This window comes from Enterobacter sp. WCHEn045836 (assembly GCF_003965585.1).
In the GTDB taxonomy this organism is placed as follows: domain Bacteria; phylum Pseudomonadota; class Gammaproteobacteria; order Enterobacterales; family Enterobacteriaceae; genus Enterobacter; species Enterobacter dissolvens.
In genome coordinates this window covers 54,357-76,166 of the sequence record NZ_RXPT01000003.1, presented here as the reverse complement: position 1 = coordinate 76,166, position 21,810 = coordinate 54,357, and the positions used below count along the sequence as shown (strand labels likewise).

20 protein-coding genes and 1 pseudogene are annotated in these 21,810 nt (G+C 57.3%); 11 read left to right on the top strand and 10 right to left on the bottom strand.

From position 1 onward, the window contains the following. Positions 1-17 precede the first annotated feature (17 nt). Complete coding sequence (rna, locus tag EKN38_RS04695) at positions 18-827, top strand: ribonuclease I (RefSeq protein WP_014831069.1); 810 nt, start codon at positions 18-20, stop codon at positions 825-827. On the opposite strand, the gene EKN38_RS04690 is transcribed toward rna, so the two are convergent. Next, positions 821-1,438: a flavin reductase family protein gene (locus EKN38_RS04690; RefSeq protein WP_126521773.1), complete on the bottom strand. Its 618-nt coding sequence runs from the start codon at positions 1,436-1,438 to the stop codon at positions 821-823. The genes rna and EKN38_RS04690 overlap by 7 nt on opposite strands. Positions 1,439-1,707: 269 nt before the next feature. Here EKN38_RS04690 and rnk point away from each other — a divergent pair, with 269 nt between their 5' ends. Continuing rightward, entirely contained in the window at positions 1,708-2,118 is a 411-nt protein-coding gene (gene rnk, locus EKN38_RS04685; protein ID WP_014831067.1) for a nucleoside diphosphate kinase regulator, read from the top strand. Between the two features lie 138 nt (positions 2,119-2,256). Next, positions 2,257-2,346 (top strand): small membrane protein YldA, encoded by a 90-nt coding sequence (yldA, locus tag EKN38_RS26130; RefSeq protein WP_274517437.1) that lies wholly within the window; start codon positions 2,257-2,259, stop codon positions 2,344-2,346. A 105-nt stretch (positions 2,347-2,451) separates the two neighbouring features. Here yldA and EKN38_RS04680 read toward each other — a convergent pair whose 3' ends face one another. Then, complete coding sequence (locus EKN38_RS04680) at positions 2,452-2,664, bottom strand: MbtH family protein (RefSeq protein WP_014831034.1); 213 nt, start codon at positions 2,662-2,664, stop codon at positions 2,452-2,454. A 10-nt stretch (positions 2,665-2,674) separates the two neighbouring features. Further along, positions 2,675-3,874, bottom strand: a complete 1,200-nt coding sequence (gene fes, locus EKN38_RS04675) for an enterochelin esterase (protein WP_014831033.1) — start codon at positions 3,872-3,874, stop codon at positions 2,675-2,677. Positions 3,875-4,019: 145 nt separating this feature from the next. Between fes and EKN38_RS04670 the strand changes: the two genes are divergently transcribed. Both EKN38_RS04670 and entD read left to right on the top strand, forming a co-directional pair. Next, a complete protein-coding gene (locus EKN38_RS04670; RefSeq protein ID WP_014831032.1) occupies positions 4,020-6,260 on the top strand; it encodes a TonB-dependent siderophore receptor in 2,241 nt (746 codons plus the stop codon). Positions 6,261-6,341: 81 nt separating this feature from the next. Continuing rightward, positions 6,342-7,028: an enterobactin synthase subunit EntD gene (gene entD / locus EKN38_RS04665; RefSeq protein ID WP_043951579.1), complete on the top strand. Its 687-nt coding sequence runs from the start codon at positions 6,342-6,344 to the stop codon at positions 7,026-7,028. On the opposite strand, the gene sitD is transcribed toward entD, so the two are convergent. The 7 genes and pseudogenes from sitD to betT form a co-directional block, all read right to left on the bottom strand. Beyond that, positions 6,970-7,809 carry an iron/manganese ABC transporter permease subunit SitD gene (gene sitD, locus EKN38_RS04660; RefSeq protein ID WP_014831030.1) on the bottom strand — a complete coding sequence of 280 codons (840 nt, stop codon included), beginning with the start codon at positions 7,807-7,809 and terminating at the stop codon, positions 6,970-6,972. The two genes, entD and sitD, sit on opposite strands and share 59 nt — an antisense overlap. Continuing rightward, the gene (gene sitC, locus EKN38_RS04655; RefSeq protein ID WP_014831029.1) at positions 7,806-8,663 is read right to left on the bottom strand and encodes an iron/manganese ABC transporter permease subunit SitC; all 858 of its coding nucleotides are present in this window, start codon (positions 8,661-8,663) and stop codon (positions 7,806-7,808) included. Before sitC ends, sitD begins: the two co-directional genes overlap by 4 nt. Next, complete coding sequence (locus EKN38_RS04650; RefSeq protein ID WP_014831028.1) at positions 8,660-9,466, bottom strand: manganese/iron ABC transporter ATP-binding protein; 807 nt, start codon at positions 9,464-9,466, stop codon at positions 8,660-8,662. Before EKN38_RS04650 ends, sitC begins: the two co-directional genes overlap by 4 nt. A 2-nt stretch (positions 9,467-9,468) precedes the next feature. Next, positions 9,469-10,380, bottom strand: coding sequence for a metal ABC transporter substrate-binding protein (locus EKN38_RS04645; protein ID WP_014831027.1), 912 nt, complete (start codon positions 10,378-10,380; stop codon positions 9,469-9,471). A 239-nt stretch (positions 10,381-10,619) separates the two neighbouring features. Then, a complete protein-coding gene (nadS, locus tag EKN38_RS04640; protein WP_014831026.1) occupies positions 10,620-10,904 on the bottom strand; it encodes a NadS family protein in 285 nt (94 codons plus the stop codon). Position 10,905: 1 nt separating this feature from the next. Continuing rightward, positions 10,906-11,291, bottom strand: a pseudogene (locus tag EKN38_RS04635) (type II toxin-antitoxin system RelE/ParE family toxin). Positions 11,292-11,428: 137 nt separating this feature from the next. After that, positions 11,429-13,462 (bottom strand): choline BCCT transporter BetT, encoded by a 2,034-nt coding sequence (gene betT, locus EKN38_RS04630; protein ID WP_126521771.1) that lies wholly within the window; start codon positions 13,460-13,462, stop codon positions 11,429-11,431. Positions 13,463-13,590: 128 nt separating this feature from the next. Here betT and betI point away from each other — a divergent pair, with 128 nt between their 5' ends. The 6 genes from betI to EKN38_RS04600 all read left to right on the top strand — a co-directional run bounded on the left by betI (position 13,591) and on the right by EKN38_RS04600 (position 21,794). Continuing rightward, on the top strand, positions 13,591-14,178 hold the full coding sequence (betI, locus tag EKN38_RS04625; RefSeq protein WP_014831022.1) for a transcriptional regulator BetI: 588 nt from the start codon (positions 13,591-13,593) through the stop codon (positions 14,176-14,178). Positions 14,179-14,191: 13 nt separating this feature from the next. Further along, positions 14,192-15,664, top strand: coding sequence for a betaine-aldehyde dehydrogenase (gene betB, locus EKN38_RS04620; RefSeq protein WP_126521769.1), 1,473 nt, complete (start codon positions 14,192-14,194; stop codon positions 15,662-15,664). A gap of 13 nt (positions 15,665-15,677) precedes the next feature. Then, complete coding sequence (betA, locus tag EKN38_RS04615; protein ID WP_126521767.1) at positions 15,678-17,357, top strand: choline dehydrogenase; 1,680 nt, start codon at positions 15,678-15,680, stop codon at positions 17,355-17,357. A 277-nt stretch (positions 17,358-17,634) separates the two neighbouring features. After that, on the top strand, positions 17,635-18,375 hold the full coding sequence (locus EKN38_RS04610) for an SDR family oxidoreductase (RefSeq protein ID WP_014831019.1): 741 nt from the start codon (positions 17,635-17,637) through the stop codon (positions 18,373-18,375). A gap of 33 nt (positions 18,376-18,408) precedes the next feature. After that, positions 18,409-20,103 carry a thiamine pyrophosphate-binding protein gene (locus EKN38_RS04605; RefSeq protein ID WP_014831018.1) on the top strand — a complete coding sequence of 565 codons (1,695 nt, stop codon included), beginning with the start codon at positions 18,409-18,411 and terminating at the stop codon, positions 20,101-20,103. Positions 20,104-20,225: 122 nt separating this feature from the next. Next, positions 20,226-21,794 (top strand): ABC transporter substrate-binding protein, encoded by a 1,569-nt coding sequence (locus tag EKN38_RS04600; RefSeq protein WP_014831017.1) that lies wholly within the window; start codon positions 20,226-20,228, stop codon positions 21,792-21,794. Positions 21,795-21,810: the final 16 nt, after the last annotated feature.

The following is a 21,810-nucleotide window of genomic DNA, read 5'->3' as shown; positions in this document are numbered from 1 at the left end:
ACCCATCAGGAAATCACATGTTCAGGAAGGATATCGTTATCCCGTCTGGCGCTATGGCGCTTGCACTCTGTGTCTTCTCCGCGCAGGCGGACCCGCTCAAAGCCACGCAGTATGGCGATTTCGATCGCTACGTTCTGGCGCTTTCCTGGCAAACCGGGTTCTGCCAGAGCATGGCCGAGCGTAACCGTAACGAGCCAGAAGAGTGTCGTCTGCAAAAAGAGAGCAATAACAAGACCGATTATCTGACCGTACACGGCTTATGGCCGGGCCTGCCAAAATCCATTGCCGCACGCGGGGTGGATGAACGCCGCTGGATGCGTTTTGGCTGCGCGACCCGCCCAATCCCAAACATGCCGGAAGTTAAAGCAAGCCGCAAATGTTCGGCCGCCGAAACCGGGCTGTCACTGTCGGGAGCCGCGAAGCTGAACAGCGTCATGCCCGGCGCAGGCGGTAACTCCTGCCTGGAACGCTATGAATACGCCAAACACGGCGTCTGCTTCGGCTTTGATCCTGACGCCTATTTCGGCACCATGGTGCGGATGAATCAGGAGATAAAAAACAGCGCGGTGGGGAAATTCCTGGCGGACAACTACGGTAAAACGGTAAGCCGTAAAGACTTTGATACTGCCGTGGCGAGAAGCTGGAGCAAAGAGAACGTCAAAGCGTTCAAGCTGACCTGCAATGGCAATCCGGCCTATCTGACCGAAATGCAGATTTCGCTCAGGGCCGATACCATTAACAGCCCGCTCTCTGCGAACTCTTTCGCGCCACAGCCACATCCGGGTAACTGTGGCAAACAGTTTGTTATCGATAAAGTCGGTTACTGACCCACAATCGGGCGCACCAGATCAAACCGGTGTTCGTCACTGATCCCATAATAGGCCGTCGGCCCACCTGCACGCAGGATGGGCTGCGCTTTCGCCGTCTGATAGATCCCCTCTTCCAGCAGCGATTCGGCAATATGAACGCCTACCACTTCCCCGAGCACCAGCCAGGTGTCAACCGGTGTACCGTCGGCGCCGGTCAGCTGAATACACTGCGACAGGCGGCACTCAAAGTTTACCGGGCTCTCGGCCACTCGCGGCGCCTTCACCAGCTGTCTCGCAGCGGGCGTCAATCCGGAAAAGGTAAACTCATCTTGTTCGTGTGGCAGCGTGGCTGAGGTTTGATTCATCGCTTCAGCCAGATCGCGCGTGGCCAGGTTCCAGACAAACTCACCCGTTTCGTTAATATTACGCACGCTGTCTTTCCAGCCATTGCTGGAAAAGCCAATAATCGGCGGACGATAGTTAAAACAGTTAAAGAAGCTATACGGAGCCAGGTTGAGCTGTCCTGCCTTGTCGCAGGAGGAGATCCAGCCAATCGGACGCGGGCCAATGATGGCATTCAGCGGGTCATGGGGCAGACCGTGCCCCTGAGAAGGTTGATAGAAATACATAGCGCTCTCTTAATGATGGGGAAGTCGCGAATGGCGTGTCGCTCATCGCCCTGATTCAGAACAGTCAGCGTAACGCAATCTGCCAGAAATGAAGACTGAATAAATTTCAGCGAAAATTCATATGGCCCATGAATGTGACCTGTATCACTTCAAAGTTGCGCGTTCAGACAGTATCATCGGGAGAGTTAAACCCTCGCTGCCAGACGGCGAGGGTTTTCTTTTGGATTGGTTTCTGCGTTACACGCAGTATTAACGACATGGAGTAAAAAATGTCCAGACCCACCATCATTATCAATGAACTCGACGCAGAACGTATTGACCGACTTCTGGAAAAACCAGAATTCGCCTCGCTCCCGGTTGCCGATGCCCTGAATGAAGAGCTCGACCGGGCGCAGATGTGCACCCCGGAGTCAATGCCGCATGACGTGGTGACCATGAACAGCCAGGTCAAATTCCGCAACCTGACCACGGGTGAAGAGTTGACCCGCACGCTGGTTTACCCGGCACAGATGACCGACAGCAGCGCCCAGCTTTCCGTGCTGGCACCGGTCGGCGCGGCCCTGCTGGGTCTGCGTACCGGGGATACCATCCACTGGGAACTGCCAGGCGGAGCCTCGACCCATCTGGAAGTGCTGGAACTGCTCTACCAGCCAGAAGCGGCAGGCGATTACCTTCGTTAATCCCTTCTGAACCATCGCGACCCGCGTTGCACAGAGGATGCCTGCGCATCCTCTTTCCGCAGATTCACCCGAACGTCCTATACCGCGCCAGAAACCCTTAATCCAGGCTTAACCTGTTTTGGTGCCGCGAGGACGGTCATGAGTGAGATAGTTGTTATCACACTTATTTTTCTCATTTTTGTGGCGATCATCGTCACGGCCGTGCTCTATCTCGAGCGCCACTGGTAGGCAATCTGCTTCACACAACGCCCCCCGGAAACGCATTCACCAGCCCTTTCACCTGCTGCTCCGCCATCCAGATGCCCGGCTGAGCGGCAACAAGCGGTAGACGGTTCATGCATTCTCCCCCGCATAATAAGAGGGGCTGAGCGTCTGCCAGTGTTCAGCCAGCCACTGCTGGCACGCCTCCTGGGAGCGGGGTTCACCGACCACGCGCCAGCCTGCGGGCAATGCGCACTGCTGCGGCCACAGGCTGTACTGCCCCTGATCGTTACGCAAAATAGCAAACTGCCCCTGCGGATTATCGAAAGGATTGCTGAATTCCATACAGACTCCGTTAGTGAATAAGCGGCTGCCAGAGGGTCATCAGCCCCTGCGTCAGCCCACCGCGCCAGCAAAGCGCGTCGTGTCCGCCGTCAACCTGACGCCAGTAAACCTGCTGCTGTGTGTGCAGTTCGTCGTAAATGGCCTGATTCGCGCGGTAAATCAGCGGCTCGTTGCGCCCGGCCTCAAGGAGGATGCGCAGGCCGCGTGCGGTCTTCTCACCCGCTTTCAGTTGGGCGATAAGCAGTCCTTCCTGCTGCCCGCCGCGGTGCGGCCACCAGTAAGAGCCGGACTGGCTCAGCACGCAGCCAAAACGCTGCGGCCAGTGAAGTGCGGCATAAAGCGAGGAGAGGCCGCCGAAGCTCTGGCCTGCGACCACCGTACGGTCAGCGCGGTCGCTGAATGGCGTGCGTTGTTTTACAAGAGGGAGAAGCTCTTCCTGCACCGCCAGCCAGAAATCGGGGTTACAGGGCAATTCGTTATTGCGATGCGCCATATCTATCACATCGATTAAAACGTAGACGGCAGGCGGCAGTTTGCGTCCGAGAGTCAGCGCCGTCAGCGCTGGCCAGACGGGCATGCTTTCGGCCCAGAACTGGCCGTCGAGCAGCACCGCCAGCGGGCGTTCAGGGTCGTCATTCCCGGTGGTAAAAATCCATATGCGTCGACGGTTGCCCAGACGCCTGCTGTGCCATTCGATGCAGACCGGCTGCCGGTACGGCGTATCGGGGCGATCCCAGCCGGGCTGCACCGGAGCATCGGGCATCTCCAGCGCAGAGACATCATGTCCCCTCCCGCCTCGCCAGCTCTGGGCATTAAGCGGGTCGGACATCGCCTGCGGCAGCAGCTTGCGCCAGCCTTCACGCAGCGCCATGCGATCCGGCTGCTCACCGTGAAACACATCGGGCGCAAAATCGTCCGTATTCTCTGAGGGGATAAAGCAGTAGCTGCCGCGCCACTGGGGACTGAACTCGCCCTGCCACTGCCAGACGTCGGTGTCCGGGATGCGTTCGAGGGATTGTGGGCGGGCATTTTTATGGTGATCGGTTACGCCGGTGATATACAGCCAGACGCGTTTCACCGCTGAGGTCTGTTGGGTTCCCGCCGGATCGCGCCACCAGAAGGTGACCCGATATTTCCCCTGTTCACGCACCCATTCCGGCCCGTTTTTCGACTGCCACCAGGCTTCACTTCCCGTTGTTAACACCGTCACCCCTCTAACCTCATGTTTAACAGTCTTTTTTGTTTCAGGACAAATTTTATTGATAATATTATTGATAACTATTTGCATTTGCAATAGCGTAATGCCCGCGCTGTGGGAAGCGCGTTCATAAGAAACCATAAAAGCGGGACATCCAATGAATAAGAAGATTCACTCTCTGGCCTTGCTGGTCAATTTAGGGATTTATGGCGTCGCGCTGCCTGCCATGGCAGACGACAATACCGCCTCCGCGCAGCATGAAGACACCATGGTGATCACCGCCGCCGAGCAGAATTTGCAGGCACCGGGGGTTTCCACCATTACCGCCGATGAGATCCGTAAAAATCCGCCCGCGCGTGACGTGTCTGAAATCATCCGCACCATGCCAGGCGTTAACCTGACCGGTAACTCCACCAGCGGCCAGCGCGGTAACAACCGCCAGATTGATATCCGCGGTATGGGCCCGGAAAACACGCTGATCCTGATCGACGGCAAGCCGGTGACCAGCCGTAACTCGATTCGTCTGGGCTGGCGTGGCGAGCGCGACACCCGCGGTGATACCGGCTGGGTGCCGCCTGAGATGATTGAGCGTATCGAAGTGATCCGTGGCCCGGCCGCCGCGCGTTACGGTAACGGTGCGGCAGGTGGCGTGGTGAACATCATCACCAAAAAATTCGACGACCAGTGGCACGGCTCCTGGAACACCTATCTGAACGCGCCTGAACACAAAGATGAAGGCTCCACAAAACGCACCAACTTCAGCCTGAGCGGCCCGCTGGGCGGCGACTTCAGCTTCCGCATGTACGGTAACCTCGACAAAACTCAGGCCGATGCGTGGGACATCAACCAGGGTCATCAGTCTGAGCGTACCGGTGCCTATGCCAACACCCTGCCAGCTGGCCGCGAAGGGGTTGAGAACAAAGACATCAACGGGGTAGTCCGCTGGGATTTCGCACCGATGCAGTCTCTGGAGTTTGAAGCGGGCTACAGCCGCCAGAACAACCTCTACGCCGGTGATACCCAGAACACCAACAACGACAATGCGCTGGTGAAGAAGAACTACGGCAAAGAGACCAACCGCATCTATCGCCAGAACTTCGCCGTGACCTGGAACGGCGGCTGGGATAACGGCATCACCACCAGCAACTGGGCGCAGTACGAACACACCCGCAACTCACGTCTGGGTGAAGGGCTTGCCGGAGGAACCGAAGGGCTGTTCAACAGCGATAAATTCACTGACACCGACCTGGCCGACGTGATGCTGCACAGCGAGATCAACCTGCCGATTGATTTCATCGTCAACCAGAACCTGACGCTGGGCACCGAGTGGAACCAGCAGCGAATGAAGGATTCCACCTCCTTCTCGCAAACCCTGCAGGGCGGGACCGTCCCGGGGATGAGTAACGATCGCAGCCCGTATACCTCCGCAGAGATTTTCTCCCTGTTTGCGGAAAACAATATGGAGTTGACCGACAGCACCATGCTGACCCCGGCGCTGCGCTTCGATCACCACACCATCGTGGGCAACAACTGGAGCCCGTCTCTGAACCTGTCGCAAGGTCTGGGGGATGATTTCACCCTGAAGATGGGCATCGCGCGCGCCTATAAAGCGCCGAGTCTGTACCAGACCAACCCGAACTACCTTTTATACAGCAAGGGCCAGGGCTGCTATGCCAGCTCTGACGGCGTGGGCTGCTATATGATGGGTAACGACGATCTGAAAGCCGAAACCAGCATCAACAAAGAGATTGGTCTGGAGTGGAAACGCGACGGCTGGCTGGCGGGCGTGACCTGGTTCCGCAACGACTATCGCAACAAGATTGAAGCGGGTTATACGCCGATTGGCCAGACCTCCACCAGCAAAGTCACCACCGATATCTACCAGTGGGAGAACGTGCCGAAAGCGGTGGTTGAAGGTCTGGAAGGTTCCCTGAACGTGCCGGTCAGCGACACCATCAACTGGACCAACAACATCACCTACATGCTGCAGAGCAAGAACAAGGAGACCGGCGACCGTCTGTCGATCATCCCGGAGTACACGCTGAACTCTACCCTGAGCTGGCAGGTGCATCAGGATGTGTCGCTCCAGTCGACCTTCACCTGGTACGGCAAGCAGCAGCCGAAGAAGTACAACTACAAAGGTCAGCCGGTGAGCGGGTCTGAGAAAGACGAAGTCAGTCCGTACAGCATCCTTGGCCTGAGCGCGACGTGGGACGTGACCAAAAACGTCAGCCTGACCGGCGGCGTGGATAACGTTTTCGACAAACGTCAGTGGCGTGCGGGTAATGCCCAGACCACCGGGAATACCGCGACGGGTGCCTATATGTACGGCGCGGGGGCTTATACCTATAATGAGCCAGGCCGCACGTGGTATATGAGCGTGAATACCCGATTCTGATTCAGGTAGTGACTTCCCCCTCTCCCTGTGGGAGAGGGCCGGGGTGAGGGCAACAGGCCGCACAATTCTGAAGGGAAAACCATGCACACAACCCACAGCACGTTCGTTCTCGCCAACCTCACCGTTCACCGCATCACCTTTGACCCCACCACCTTCACCGACGCCGATCTGCTCTGGCTCCCCCATCACGCACAGCTGGCTGACGCCGGACACAAACGCAAAGCCGAGCACCTGGCGGGTCGCCTTGCCGCCGCGCATGCATTAAATAACCGCACGGTGCCAGGCATCGGCCCCAGCGGCGAACCGCTCTGGCCGCACGGGGTATCGGGCAGCATCACCCACAGCGGCACGAGGGCCATGACCGTCGTCACGCACGAGCACCATGCGCTTCTCGGCATCGATTGCGAAGCGATCCTCCCCGACATGGAGGCCCGAGAAATCAAAGACGGCATCATTGATAAGCAGGAAGAGAGTGTGCTGTCACGCGCGGGAAATCCGTTCGCCCTCGCCCTGACGCTGGTTTTTAGCGCCAAAGAGAGCCTGTTTAAAGCCCTTTTCCCGCGGGCGAAAATCTACATGGGATTTGACAGCGCCCGCATCACAACGCTCGACGACGAGACGCTGACGCTGGCGCTGACCCGCCCACTGGCGGGGTTTAACGAAGGCACCCCCTTCACGCTGCACTGGCAACGTGATGGCGATGGGGTGATCACATTGCTGTCACGCTCTCCCGCCGCCTGGCCCTCAAGCCCGTCACCACAAAGGTAACGATAAACACCAGCGCGAACAGCACCACAATGGTCGGCGCTGGCGCGCTGTCGAGAAAGAACGACAGAAAGATGCCGCTCACCGAGACCAGCATCGAGATCGCAACCGCCACCAGCAACGCCATGTGGAAGCGTCGGGTGATCAACACCGCAATCGCGCCGGGCGCAATCAGCAGAGAAATCGACAGAATAATCCCCACCGCTTTCAGCGTCGCCACAATGGTCAGCGAGACCATGCACAGTAACCCGTAGTGCAGCCAGCGCGTGCGCAGACCGCTCGCCTGCGCCTGCTGATAATCAAAGCAGAACAGTAAAAAGTCGCGCCATTTCAGGCTAATCACCAGCGTAATCACCCCGGCGACGATACCGCTTTGCAGGATATCCATGTTGTTTATGCCCAGCATATCGCCGAACAGAATATGGTCGAGATGCACCTCAGGTTTAACGGCGATATAGAGGATCAGTCCGGCACCGAACATGCCGGAAAAGACGATCCCCATGACCGTATCCTGCTTGATGCGGCTGTTGTCCTTCAGGTATCCGGTGGCGACCGCGCAAAACAGCCCGGCAACAAATGCCCCCAGCGCCAGCGGCAGACCCATCATCCACGCCAGTACAACACCGGGAAACACCGCGTGGCTCATGGCGTCGCCCATTAATGCCCAACCTTTGAGAACCAGAAACACCGACAGCAATGCGCAGGGAACGGCCACCAGGAGTGAAATCAGCAGCGCGTTGTGCATAAACGCAAACTGGAAGGGTTCCAGCAGCAGCGCCATCATGGAAGTACCTCCTGCGCGTGACGTGCCCGGCGCCGGCTGGCAAGCAGGCCATGCTTCGGTGCAAAGACGAATGCCAGCAGGAACAGCAGCGTCTGGGCGACCACGATAATGCCGCCGGTCGCGCCGTCCAGATAGTAGCTGGCCCACGCGCCAAGGAAGCTGGTGATGCTGCCAATGGCGACCGCAATCATCAGCAGGCGCGGAAAGCGGTCGGTCAGCAGCCACGCGGTCGCACCGGGGGTGACCACCAGACAGATCACCAGAAACGCGCCGACGGTTTGCAGCGCCGCCACGGTAGAGACCGCCAGCAGGGTAAAGAAGAGGATTTTCAGGCGTTCAGGACGCAGGCCAATGGCGCGGGCGTGGTTCTCATCAAAAAAGGTCACCATCAGATCTTTCCATTTGAACAACAGAATGAGCATTGACACCACGCCGATAATCGCCAGCTGGACAATATCTTCCGGAGCAATCGCGAGGATATTACCGAGGACGATAGTCTGAATATTTACCGAGGTTGGGTTGAGCGACACCATAAACAGACCCAGACCGAAAAAGGAGGAAAATATCAGTCCGATAATAGCGTCCTCTTTCAGGCGGCTGCGCTGGTTCAGAAAAAGCATGCTCCCCGCCGCCAGCCCACCCGATAAAAACGCCCCCAGCGAGAACGGCAGGCCGAGCATATAAGCGCCCGCCACGCCCGGTACGATAGAGTGCGAGAGCGCATCGCCAATCAGCGACCAGCCTTTGAGCATCAGGTAACAGGAGAGAAAGGCGCACAGCCCGCCCACCATCGCCGAGACCCACATCGCGTTGAGCATGTACTCATAGCCGAAGGGTTCAAGAAGCGCGTTCATTTTGCCCCCTGACGGTGGGTAACGAAGGGCCGCTCATCGTCAGTAATGATGCGCTCTTCAGAGCCGCTGAGCACCACGTGACGCAGCACGCCGCTGAAGGCGCGTTCAAGATTCTCGGCGGTGAAGGTAGTTTCCGTCGGGCCGCTCGCCAGCACGGTACCTTTGACCATCACCGTGTAATCGCAAAACTCCGTCACCGAACCTAAGTTATGGGTCGAGACCAGCATCGTTTTGCCCTCGTCGCGCAGTTCCCGCAGCAGGCTGATAATTCTGGCTTCGGTTTTGACATCCACGCCTGTAAAAGGCTCGTCGAGCAGGATCACCTCCCCCTGTTGGGCAATCGCCCGCGCCAGAAAAATGCGTTTCTTCTGCCCACCGGACAGTTCGCCAATCTGGCGATGACGCAGGTCGAGCATATCCACGCGCTTCAGCGCATCGTTCACGATACGACGATCGTTCTCCTTAGGCCGACGCATAAACCCCATATGCCCGTAGCGCCCCATCATCACCACGTCTTCAACCAGCACCGGAAATGACCAGTCGACCTCTTCCGACTGGGGCACATAGGCGACGAGATTCTGATGCAATGCACGATGAGGCGGCATGCCCAGAATGGCGATGTTGCCATTCGCCGCCCGTACAAAGCCCATTATTGCCTTGAACAGCGTGGACTTGCCGGAACCGTTCACCCCCACCAGCGCGGCAATCGATCCCCCCGGCACGTTAAACGAGGCGTCACGCAGCGCCGTGTGACCGTTGCGGTAGGTCACGGTAAGGTCTGTGACGGCAATCCCCTTTTGCATAGTTACTCCTTCATGCCGTCACGGATGCCCTGCACCAGCGTGCGGGTGGTGACGTTCAGCAGATCGATATAGGTCGGCACCGGGCCGTTTTCCGCGCTCAGGGAGTCAACGTACAGTACGCCGCCGTAATGGGTGTCGGTTTCGCGCGCCACCTGACGCGCGGGCTTATCGGAAACGGTGCTTTCGCTGAATACCGCCGGGATATGATGTTTTTTCACCAGGTCGATCACCTTGCGCACCTGCTGAGGCGTGCCCTGCTGATCGGCATTGATCGGCCAGAGATAAAGCTCTTTCAGGCCAAGATCGCGCGCCAGATAGGAGAAGGCCCCTTCGCTGGTCACCATCCAGCGTTTGTCTTCCGGGATCTCCGCCACCTGCTTACGCAGCGGTTCGAGGGTAGCGGTGATCTTCTGCTTGTAGGCTTCGGCATTTCGCTGATAGGTCTGCGCATTCGCCGGGTCGTACTTCACCAGCGCATCGCGAATGTTGTCGACGTAAATCAGCGCGTTGTCCGGCGACATCCACGCGTGCGGGTTGGGCTTGCCGTTGTACGGCCCTTCACCGATCCCCATCGGCGTGATGCCTTTGGTGACGATCGCTTCCGGCACGCCGTTCAGATGCTGATAAAAGCGCTGAAACCAGAGTTCGAGATTAATGCCATTCGCCAGAATCAACTGTGCTTTTTGCGCGCGTTTGATATCGCCCGGCGTGGGCTGATACTCATGGATTTCAGCGCCCGGTTTGGTAATCGATGTCACTTCTGCGGCGTCTCCCGCCACGTTTTTCGCCATATCAGCGATAACGGTAAAGGTGGTTATGACCTGGAACTTTTCAGCCGCCAGCGCGCCCGTAGAGGTGCCGGTTATGAGCAGTGCGCTGAACAACAGACGCTTCAATCCTTGCCGTAGGTGCATCGCAGAAGTCTCCTGAGGTGATTAAATTCAAAGCAAAATTAGCCCGTGCTATAAGGTATAGCACAGGCTATATTTAAATGAAAATAGTTATCATTAAAGTTATGTCAATGGAGGGTTTATGGGAAGCGATGACATTTGAAGAGTCTGGCTGCGCCTGATGGCGCGTCGCTTATCAGGCCTACAAAGTTGGCTCGCGGTAGGCCGGGTAAGGCGAAGCCGCCACCCGGCATGAGGGGGGCTCACTGAGCTGCAAGCGCTTTATAAAACGCGGGATCCTTCTGAATCACATAGAGAACCTTCGCCGCCAGCCCGGTTGGGTTACGACGTTTAGACTCCCAGCTTTTTATGGTATCAACGCTCGTGCCAAGCGCCTTCGCCATTTCGCTTTGAGTAACATTTAGCTGTTCTCTGATTGCGCGAACATCCGCGACTTCATAGCGGGTTACCCTGGAAGCGGCTTTCCTTCCGCTATGGATCTCAACGGCCTCTTCAAGCGAAGTTTTTAACTCATCAAAGATACTCATGTCAGCCTCCTCCTACCTGAACGGAGTACATAGTACACCTTTCATTTGCGGCATTGGAAGCAGTATTTTTCAGCACAGAAGTCAGTTTTTTAAGTTCTGCTTTCTCTGCCTCAGTCAGGCTGTCTTTCGTGTTTTGTGGGTAGGCCATAATGAAATAGATCACCTCCTTCGTGGCCAAAAAGTAAATCACTCTTGCACCGCCTCTCTTTCCTTTTGGGCCTGTAGCCATCCTTATTTTACGTAAACCCCCGTCTGCTGGATCAGATCGCCTTTATCATGCCAGGCAATGAGTTCCTTTTGCAGATCCTTTAATTCATCATCTGTAGCAATGCTTTTAATCTGCCGGGTAAAGAGTGATGTTTCGATAAACTCTATCGCGTGATTCATCCATGTTTCCTTCCCTAATCGCAGCAAAAACCTAAGACATCAAAGTCAGGTTCTTGCTGCATTGTTACTCTTCCTTGAGTAATACTGCTCCAGGGAACTGTATTTATATACAGACAAAAGGAGTTTTAAGAATTCGTTTAGACATCCGGGAACATCACGCTATTCCCCGGCGCTTCCCGGTGCAGGTGGATAAAGTTCAGGTGCCGTTCATACTGGTCCAGAATGTCCGTTATCACCTGCTCCTTGCTGTAATCCATCAAATCATTTCCCTGGCTGCCTTCCAGCAGGAACGTCTCCAGCCGGTAGTAGGTCGACTTCCCGCTGCGCGCGCGGTAGGTAAACCCGGGCACCGAATACTGCTGCGGCCAGATCTGATAAACAAAGTTCTGCTCGTCGCCCATATGCACCAGCAGATCCAGGTGCCCCAGGGTCTCGCCCTCTTCCGGCGGCAGGTTTTTCAGCTCCACGTAAGCCCCGCGTAATCGCAACTCCTGCGCCACCTCTTCCATGGCCGGGTAACAGACCGTCTCCATCATCTGGCTGGTATAGCGCGTGCCCGGGTAGTTCATCAGGCGTGAGAGACGTTTCTTCCAGCTCAGTCTGTCCTTGGCGCCCATCGGACGCGGCGCGGTGTCGCGGCTGGCGCTGACGCGGCGGTAATCTTCCACCTTGAGCGATTTGTACAGCCCGGCCATTACGAAGAAGATCACAAAGCTGAACGGCAGACCCATGATCACCGTGGTGTTCTGCAGGGCGGAAATCCCGTTGGTCATCAGCATGCCGAGCGTCAGCAGGCCAATGGCCACCGACCAGAAGATGCGCAGCCAGTTTGGCGCATCGCTGTTGATGTCCTTCAGCTTCGAGGTGAAGTTGCCCAGCACCAGCGCACCGGAATCCGCCGAGGTGACGTAAAACAGCAGGCCGGTAATGGTGGCAACGGAGGCGCTAAAGGTGAACGCCGGATACTGCGCCAGCAGGCTGTAGAACCCGCGCTCCGGATGCACCATCGCCTCCTGCGCAAACGCTGCGTCACCGTGAATGATTTCAAACAGCGCGCTGTTGCCAAACACCGAGAGCCACAGCAGGGTAAAGGTGAACGGGATAATCAGCGTGCCCATCACAAACTGGCGAATGGTGCGGCCACGTGAAATACGCGCCAGGAACAGGCCGACAAACGGCGACCACGCCACCCACCACGCCCAGAAGAACAGCGTCCAGTTGTTCATCCACTCCACCGGGCGGTCAAAGGCGAAGCTGTTCAGGGTCATGCCCATAAAGCGGTTTATGTAGTCGCCCACGTTCAGCACTAAGGCATTGAGCAGGAATGACGTATCACCCATGAACAGCACAAACAGGATCAGACCCAGCGCCAGAGCCACGTTCAGCTCTGAGAGCACGCGGATACCTTTATCCACACCGGACGTCACCGAAATGGTGGCGATAATCACCGACAGCGCAATCAGCGCCGCTTTCGCCGCCATCGAATCCGGAATATCAAACAGCACGCTCAGCCCGTAGTTGAGCTGCACCACGCCAATCCCGAGCGTTGTCGCGATACCAAAGATGGTGCCGATCACCGCCGCAATATCCACGCTGTGACCAATCGGGCCGTTTATTTTTTTACCGAAAATCGGGTACAGCGCGGAGCGGATGGTAAGGGGTAAATTATAACGATAGCTAAAGTATCCGAGCGCCATCCCCATCAGGGCGTACATTGACCAGCCGGTCAGGCCGTAGTGGAACAGCGTCCAGACCATCGCCTGGCGCGCGGCCTCCATCGTCTGCCCTGCCCCTTCCGGTGGCTGCATATATTGTGTGACCGGTTCGGCCACGGAGAAGAACATCAGGTCGATGCCAATGCCCGCGGCAAACAGCATCGCAGCCCAGCTCAGCAGGCTGAACTCGGGTTTTGACTGTTCGGGCCCGAGTTTCACCGAGCCAAAGCGTGAACAGGCAATGCAGACGACAAAGACAATATAGAGCGTCGCCGCCAGCAAATAGTACCAGCCGAAGGTCTTCGACACCCAGTTCAGGGTGCGCCCAATCCACTCGGCAGAGAAGTCTCTAAAGAAGATCGTCATCAGGGAAAACAACAAAATCAGTCCTGCGGAAGTATAAAAAACAACCGGATTGATTTTGTCCTTTTCTCTGTTTTGCGAAAGATCTGTCATCCAGTATCCCCACTGTTTTTGTAACTATTAAAATCCAAATCCGCAACAATTAAGACACATTTTATATTGAACGTCCAATCAAAAACCGCTTTAATGGTTAACCAACGCTGATGAATGGAGTGGCAAAAATGCCCAAAGTGGGGATGCAGCCGATCCGGCGCAGGCAACTGATCAACGCCACGCTGGAAGCAATAAATGAAGTGGGAATGCATGACGCGACCATCGCGCAGATCGCCCGTCGTGCGGGCGTCTCCACGGGGATCATCAGTCACTACTTCAGGGATAAAAATGGTCTGCTGGAAGCGACCATGCGCGACATCACCGGCCAGCTGCGCGATGCGGTCCTGAGCCGCCTGCACGCCCTGCCGGATGGCAGCGCAGAGCAACGCTTGCAGGCCATTGTCGGCGGCAATTTTGATGAAACGCAGATCAGCAGCGCGGCAATGAAAGCCTGGCTGGCCTTCTGGGCGAGCAGCATGCATCAGCCGATGCTCTACCGGTTGCAGCAGGTGAGCAGCCGTCGTCTGCTCTCAAACCTGGTGTACGAGTTCCGCCGCGAACTGCCGCGCGAACAGGCCCAGGAAGCAGGCTACGGGCTCGCGGCACTGATCGACGGGCTATGGCTGCGCGCGGCCCTGAGCGGCAAACCGCTGGATAAAAACCTGGCCCAGTCGCTCACCAGCCACTTCATCAGCCAGCATTTATCGACCGATTAACCGAGGAGAATTTATGTCCCGAATGGCAGAACAGCAGCTTTATATCAATGGTGGTTATACATCCGCCACCAGCGGTCGCACCTTCGAGACCATCAACCCGGCCAACGGCGAGGTTCTGGCGACCGTACAGGCCGCCGGGCGCGAGGATGTCGATCGCGCCGTACAAAGTGCACAGCAGGGGCAAAAAATCTGGGCGGCGATGACCGCCATGGAGCGTTCTCGCGTCCTGCGCCGCGCTGTCGATATCCTGCGCGAGCGTAACGATGAACTGGCGAAACTGGAAACCCTCGACACCGGTAAAGCGTATTCCGAAACCCGCACCGTGGATATCGTCACCGGTGCGGACGTGCTGGAGTACTACGCGGGGCTGATCCCGGCGCTGGAAGGCAGCCAGATCCCTCTGCGAGACACTTCTTTCGTTTACACCCGTCGTGAGCCGCTGGGCGTGGTCGCGGGTATTGGCGCGTGGAACTACCCGATCCAGATCGCCCTGTGGAAATCCGCTCCGGCGCTGGCGGCGGGCAACGCGATGATCTTCAAACCGAGCGAGGTCACCCCGCTCACCGCCCTGAAGCTTGCGGAGATCTACACCGAAGCGGGCCTGCCGGACGGCGTGTTTAACGTCCTGCCGGGCGTGGGCGCGGAGACCGGCCAGTTCCTGACCGAGCATCCGGGCATCGCGAAAGTCTCCTTCACCGGCGGCGTCGCCAGCGGCAAAAAGGTGATGGCGAACTCGGCGGCCTCGTCCCTGAAAGAGGTGACGATGGAGCTGGGCGGTAAATCTCCGCTGATTGTCTTTGACGACGCGGATCTCGATCTCTCCGCCGACATCGCCATGATGGCCAACTTCTTCAGCTCCGGCCAGGTGTGCACCAACGGCACCCGCGTGTTCGTACCGGCGAAGTTCAAAGCCGCGTTTGAGCAGAAAATTGTTGAACGCGTGGGCCACATCCGCGCGGGCGATCTGTTCGATGAAAACACCAACTTTGGCCCGCTGGTGAGCTTCCCGCACCGCGACAACGTGCTGCGCTATATCGCCAAAGGCAAAGAGGAAGGCGCACGCGTGCTGTGCGGCGGCGACGTGCTGAAGGGCGACGGCTTTGACAACGGCGCGTGGGTCGCCCCGACCGTGTTCACCGACTGCACCGACGAGATGACCATCGTGCGCGAAGAGATCTTCGGGCCGGTGATGTCCATCCTCACCTATGAATCTGAAGAAGAGGCTCTCCGCCGCGCTAACGATACCGACTACGGGCTGGCGGCGGGCATTGTCACTGCCGATCTGAACCGCGCCCACCGCGCGATTCATCAGCTTGAGGCGGGGATCTGCTGGATCAACACCTGGGGTGAATCCCCGGCGGAGATGCCGGTTGGCGGCTACAAACACTCCGGCATTGGCCGCGAAAACGGCGTGATGACGCTCCAGAGTTACACCCAGGTGAAGTCCATCCAGGTTGAGATGGGTAAATTCCAGTCCATATTTTAACCGGGAGGTTTTTTTGCAATTTGACTACATCATTATTGGTGCCGGCTCTGCCGGCAACGTTCTGGCAACACGACTGACTGAAGATCCGAACATCACCGTGCTGCTGCTTGAGGCGGGCGGCCCGGATTACCGTTTTGACTTCCGCACCCAGATGCCCGCCGCGCTGGCATTTCCCCTGCAGGGCAAGCGCTACAACTGGGCGTACGAAACCGAGCCTGAGCCGTACATGAACAACCGCCGCATGGAGTGCGGACGCGGTAAAGGGCTGGGCGGGTCGTCGCTCATCAACGGCATGTGCTATATCCGCGGCAACGCCATGGATCTGGACAACTGGGCGAAAGAGCCGGGTCTGGAGCACTGGAGCTATCTCAACTGCCTGCCCTACTACCGTAAGGCCGAAACCCGCGACGTGGGTCCGAACGACTACCACGGCGGCGACGGCCCGGTAAGCGTCACCACCTCGAAGCCGGGCGTGAACCCGCTGTTTGAGGCGATGGTCGAAGCCGGGGTACAGGCGGGCTATCCGCGCACTGACGATCTCAACGGCTATCAGCAGGAAGGCTTCGGCCCGATGGACAGGACGGTCACGCCGCAGGGGCGACGCGCCAGCACCGCGCGCGGCTATCTGGATCAGGCGAAACAGCGCCCGAACCTGACCATCCGCACCCACGCCATGACCGATCGCATTCTGTTTGACGGCAAGCGCGCCGTGGGCGTTGAGTGGCTGGAGGGCGAAAGCACCATCCCGTCAAAAGCCACAGCAAACAAAGAGGTGCTGCTGTGCGCCGGGGCGATTGCCTCTCCGCAGATCCTGCAGCGCTCCGGCGTGGGCAACGCGGAACTGCTGAAGCAGTTCGATATTCCGCTGGTGCACGATCTGCCCGGCGTGGGTGAAAACCTGCAGGATCACCTGGAGATGTATCTCCAGTACGAATGTAAAGAGCCGGTCTCCCTCTACCCTGCCCTGCAGTGGTGGAACCAGCCGAAGATTGGCGCTGAGTGGCTGTTTGGCGGCACCGGCGTGGGCGCGAGCAACCACTTCGAAGCGGGTGGGTTTATCCGCAGCCGGGAAGAGTTCGAATGGCCGAACATTCAGTACCACTTCCTGCCGGTGGCGATTAACTACAACGGCTCGAATGCGGTAAAAGAGCACGGCTTCCAGTGCCACGTTGGGTCGATGCGCTCACCAAGCCGCGGGCACGTGCGTATTAAATCGCGCGATCCGCACCAGCATCCGGCGATCCTGTTCAACTATATGTCCCACGAGCAGGACTGGCAGGAATTCCGCGATGCGATTCGCATCACCCGCGAAATCATGCATCAGCCCGCGCTGGACAAATACCGTGGCCGCGAAATCAGCCCGGGGGTTGAGTGCCAGACCGACGAACAGCTGGACGAGTTCGTGCGTAACCACGCTGAAACCGCCTTCCACCCCTGCGGGAGCTGCAAGATGGGCTATGACGAGATGGCGGTGGTCGATGGCGAAGGCCGCGTTCACGGGCTGGAAGGGTTACGCGTGGTGGATGCGTCAATTATGCCGCAGATCATCACCGGCAACCTGAATGCCACCACCATTATGATTGGCGAGAAAATAGCTGATGCCATTCGCGGGCGCGAGCCGCTGGCGAAGAGTACAGCGGCGTATTATGTGGCGAACGGAGCGCCAGTTCGTCAGCAAACGCAGAAGGTATAATTGCTACACCCTCTCTGTAAAAGGAGAGGGTTTTCAATATGAATTGTCCATTTAAAAAATCTGTTTTTATCTATAAGAATTAAATATTAGCAAGACAATTAATTTAATTATTTAAAAGTGTGTTGACACTCTGCCCCACGAGAATTAAGTTTTAATCGAAGTCTGTTCCTGCCTTTATACAGAATATATCGCAATCAGCATTAAAGAATATGTCATGGTTCTTTAATGGCTTCCTGCATTTTATTTATTTTGCATCACCCGACAGTGAGATAACATCATGAATAATAGTGCAAACCGCGTCGTCGTGATCACCGGCGCCAGCAGCGGTATCGGTCAGGCTGTTGCTCTTCATTTAGCGAATAAAGCGTTTTCTCTGGTACTGGTCGCACGTCGTCTGGACAGAATAAACGCCCTTGTCGACAACATCACTCAGACAGGTGGACAGGCCATCGCCGTGCAGGCCGACGTAACCCGCCAGGAAGAGGTTCAGAAAGCCATCGATGCTGCCGTAGCGGCCTGGCAGCGCGTGGATGTGTTGATCAATAACGCCGGATTTATGGCTATCGCCCCCATCAGCGAGCGGAAAACCGATGAATGGGATCGGATGATCGATACCAATATCAAAGGGGTCTTGTATGGCATCGCCGCCGCGCTGCCGGTGTTTCAACGTCAGGGCAGCGGACACTTTATCAACGTGGCGTCCGTGGCGGGCATTCGGGTGCTTGCCCCTGGCGGGGTCGTCTACAGCGCCACCAAATTCGCCGTCCGTGCGCTAAGCGAAGGGCTACGCCAGGAGGCAGGCAAAACTATCCGCACCACGCTTATCTCTCCGGGGGCTGTCGAAAGTGAACTGCAGTACGGCAGTTCTGATAAAGAAAGTCTGGCGTTTCTCGCTGAATTCTATAAGCAGGCGATCCCGGCAGAGGCCATTGCCCGGGCCGTTTTATTTGCAATCGAACAACCCAGCGACGTTGATGTCAATGAAATTATTGTCCGACCGACGCAGGAAGAATTTTAGCATGCCTTAAATAATACTGAATGAGGTGTCATTATGATTAAATCATTAACGTCCTTATCAGATTTAAATATGCGAACCGGGGCCGATATTCTCCTCGAAGTGCTGGAGAGTGAAGGCGTGGAATATATTTTCGGTAACCCTGGCACCACCGAACTCCCGCTAATAGATGCCCTGCTCCGGCATGAAAATATTCACTATATTCTGGCCCTGCAGGAGAGCAGCGTGGTCGCCATTGCCGACGGGTATGCAAAAGCGTCCGGCAAAACCGGGTTTATCAATTTACATACCGCCAGTGGTCTTGGGCACGGCATGGGGAATTTAATTAATTCCCGGATCATGAAAACGCCGCTGGTGGTCACCGTCGGTCAGCAGGATACGCGCCACTATGTGCGTGATCCGCTTCTGTATGATGACATTGTCTCCATTGGCGCGCCGGTGACGAAATGGGCACAGGAGGTCACCAGTGCCGATCAGCTGCCGGTGCTGGTTCGCCGCGCATTTCACGCTGCCAGCTATCCCCCTGCCGGACCGGTGCTGCTCTCCCTGCCGATGAACGTGATGGAAGAACTCAGCGATGCCGGGATACAAACGGCGTCCAGAGTAAACTACCACACCGTTGCCGGTTCGCTGGACGAACTGGCGGAGGAACTAAGCCAGGTGCCCGCCGGGAGGATCATGATCGTGGCCGGGGATGAAGTTCACTCCAGCGGCTCAACGCCGGAGATTGTCCAGCTGGCGGAAACGCTGAGCGCCCATGTTTATGGCTCTTCCTGGCCGCTGAACCTGCCCTTCCCCACGCAACACGCCCTCTGGCGCGGCAATATGCCCACCACCGCCAGCGAGATCGCCAGCATCGTGAACGCCTACGATGCGGTATTTATTATCGGCGGCAGAAGTTTGATCACCATTTTGTACAGCGAAGGGGACGCCATCCCGGGAAGCTGTGCGGTTTACCAACTCTCCGCCGATATGAACGAACTTGGCCGGACGTATGCCACACGGCTCTCGGTAATGGGAGATATCAAACTGTCCCTGCGCGAACTGCTGCCGAAGCTGGAACAGCGCCTGCTTGCCAGCACGCTGACCCACCAGCGGTTGCTGATTGCGGCCCGCGATGAACGTGAAAAAGAGTGGCAGCAGCAGGAGGAACGTCTGTCTGCCGAGCGGCTACGCCCGACGATTGCCCCGATGGTCGCGGCCTGGGAAGTCATCCGCGCCATTCCGGCGGGCACCACTATTGTCGATGAGGCGATTGCCACCGCCAGGCATGTCCGCCGGTTTATCTCTGACCAGCAGCATCAGCGCTACTACTTTATGCGCGGCGGCGGACTGGGCTGGGGAATGCCTGCCGCCGTGGGCCACTCACTGGGCCTTGGCCGCGAGCCGGTCGTATGCCTGCTGGGTGACGGTGCCTCACTCTACTCGCCGCAGGCACTGTGGACCGCGGCACATGAAAATCTGCCCGTCACCTTTATTGTGATGAACAACAGGGAGTACAACATCCTGAAAAACTTTATGAAAAGCCAGGCAGACTACAGCTCGACACAGCTGGGACGTTTTATCGGGATGGATCTGGTTAACCCGCATATCGATTTTCAGTCGCTGGCAACCGCCATGGGTGTTCAGTGCTGCCGGGTAACCGAGGCTGCAGATATCGCCGGAGCGGTAGCACGCGGACTGCAGTCAGGAAAAACCAATTTGATTGAAATCGCGATTTCTGCGGATTAACCACGCGCATGCGTTATTCCCGCAGGGCATAAGCAAAGCAGAATTTCGACTTTGCGTAAGACATCAGCCAGCCTAACGTAACGGAATATAAAACAAACAATATATCTTCTTCAGGGATCGCTATGACGAAAAAACTGCTGCCGTTACTGGTGCTGGCTGCGCTTTCCGGCGCGGCGCACGCCGCCACGCCCCCCAACACGCTGGTTGTCGCCCAGGGCCTGGATGACATTGTGAGCCTCGACCCGGCAGAAGCCAACGAGCTCTCCAGCATCCAGACCGTGCCGAGCCTGTATCAGCGCCTGGTACAGCCGGACCGCGATAATCCGGAAAAAATCACGCCGATTCTGGCGGAAAGCTGGGACGCCGACGCGGCAGCAAAAACCCTGACCATCAAGCTCAAGCCCGATGCCAAATTTGCCTCCGGCAACCCGCTACGCCCGGAAGACGTGATCTTCTCGTATACCCGCGCCGTGACGCTGAACAAATCCCCGGCCTTTATCCTCAACGTGTTGGGCTGGGAGGCGAGCAACATCGCCAGCCAGCTGAAAAAAGTGGATGACCACACCGTGCAACTCCACTGGACTGCGGACGTCAGCCCTGCCGTGGCGTTGAATATTCTCTCCACGCCGATTGCCTCTATCGTGGATGAGAAGCAGGTGGCGGCCAACGTGAAAGATAACGACTTTGGCAACGCGTGGCTGAAAATGCACTCGGCGGGCAGCGGCGCGTTCAAAATGCGCGTCTATCAACCGCATCAGGCTATCGTGCTGGAAGCCAACGACTCCGCCCCCGGCGGTGCGCCAAAGCTGAAAAGCATCATTATTAAAAACGTCCCCGATCCGGCCTCACGCCGCCTGCTGATCCAGCAGGGTGATGCCGACGTGGCGCGCGATCTGGGCGCAGACCAGATTAGCGCGCTCGAGGGCAAGCCGGGCGTGAAGGTGCTGAGCATCCCGTCCGCGGAACAGAATTACCTGGTGTTTAACACCGGCAACAGCGCCAACCCGCTGCTGAATAACCCGGCCTTCTGGGAGGCGGCGCGCTGGCTGGTGGACTATGACGGCATCACCAAAAACCTGCTCAAAGGCCAGTATTTTGTTCATCAGAGTTTCCTGCCGGTCGGCCTGCCGGGCGCGCTGGAAGACAATCCGTTTAAATTTGACCCGGCGAAAGCGAAAGCAATCCTCGGGAAAGCGGGCATTAAAGACGCGCACTTCACCCTGGACGTGGAGAACAAGGCGCCGTTTATCACCATCGCCCAGTCGATGCAGGCGAGCTTCGCGCAGGGCGGCGTGAAGGTGGATCTGCTGCCCGCAGCGGGTAGCCAGGTGTACGCCCGCGTGCGTGCGAAACAACATCAGGCGGCCATTCGTCTGTGGATCCCGGACTACTTCGATGCACACTCCAACGCCAGCGCCTTCGCATGGAACGACGGAAAATCCAGCACCGTGGCCGGACTTAACGGCTGGAAAATTCCGGAGCTGAACAAGGCTACGCTGGCGGCGGTTGCCGAGCCGGATCCGGCAAAACGTCTGGATCTGTACAAGAAGATGCAGGAACAGTTACAGCATAACTCGCCGTACGTGTTCGTTGACCAGGGCAAAACCCAGATTGTGGTGCGCGATAACGTGAAGGGGTATCAGCAGGGGCTTAACGCGGATATGGTCTGGTACGATCGCGTTACGAAGTAGCTTTTCCCCCTCTCCC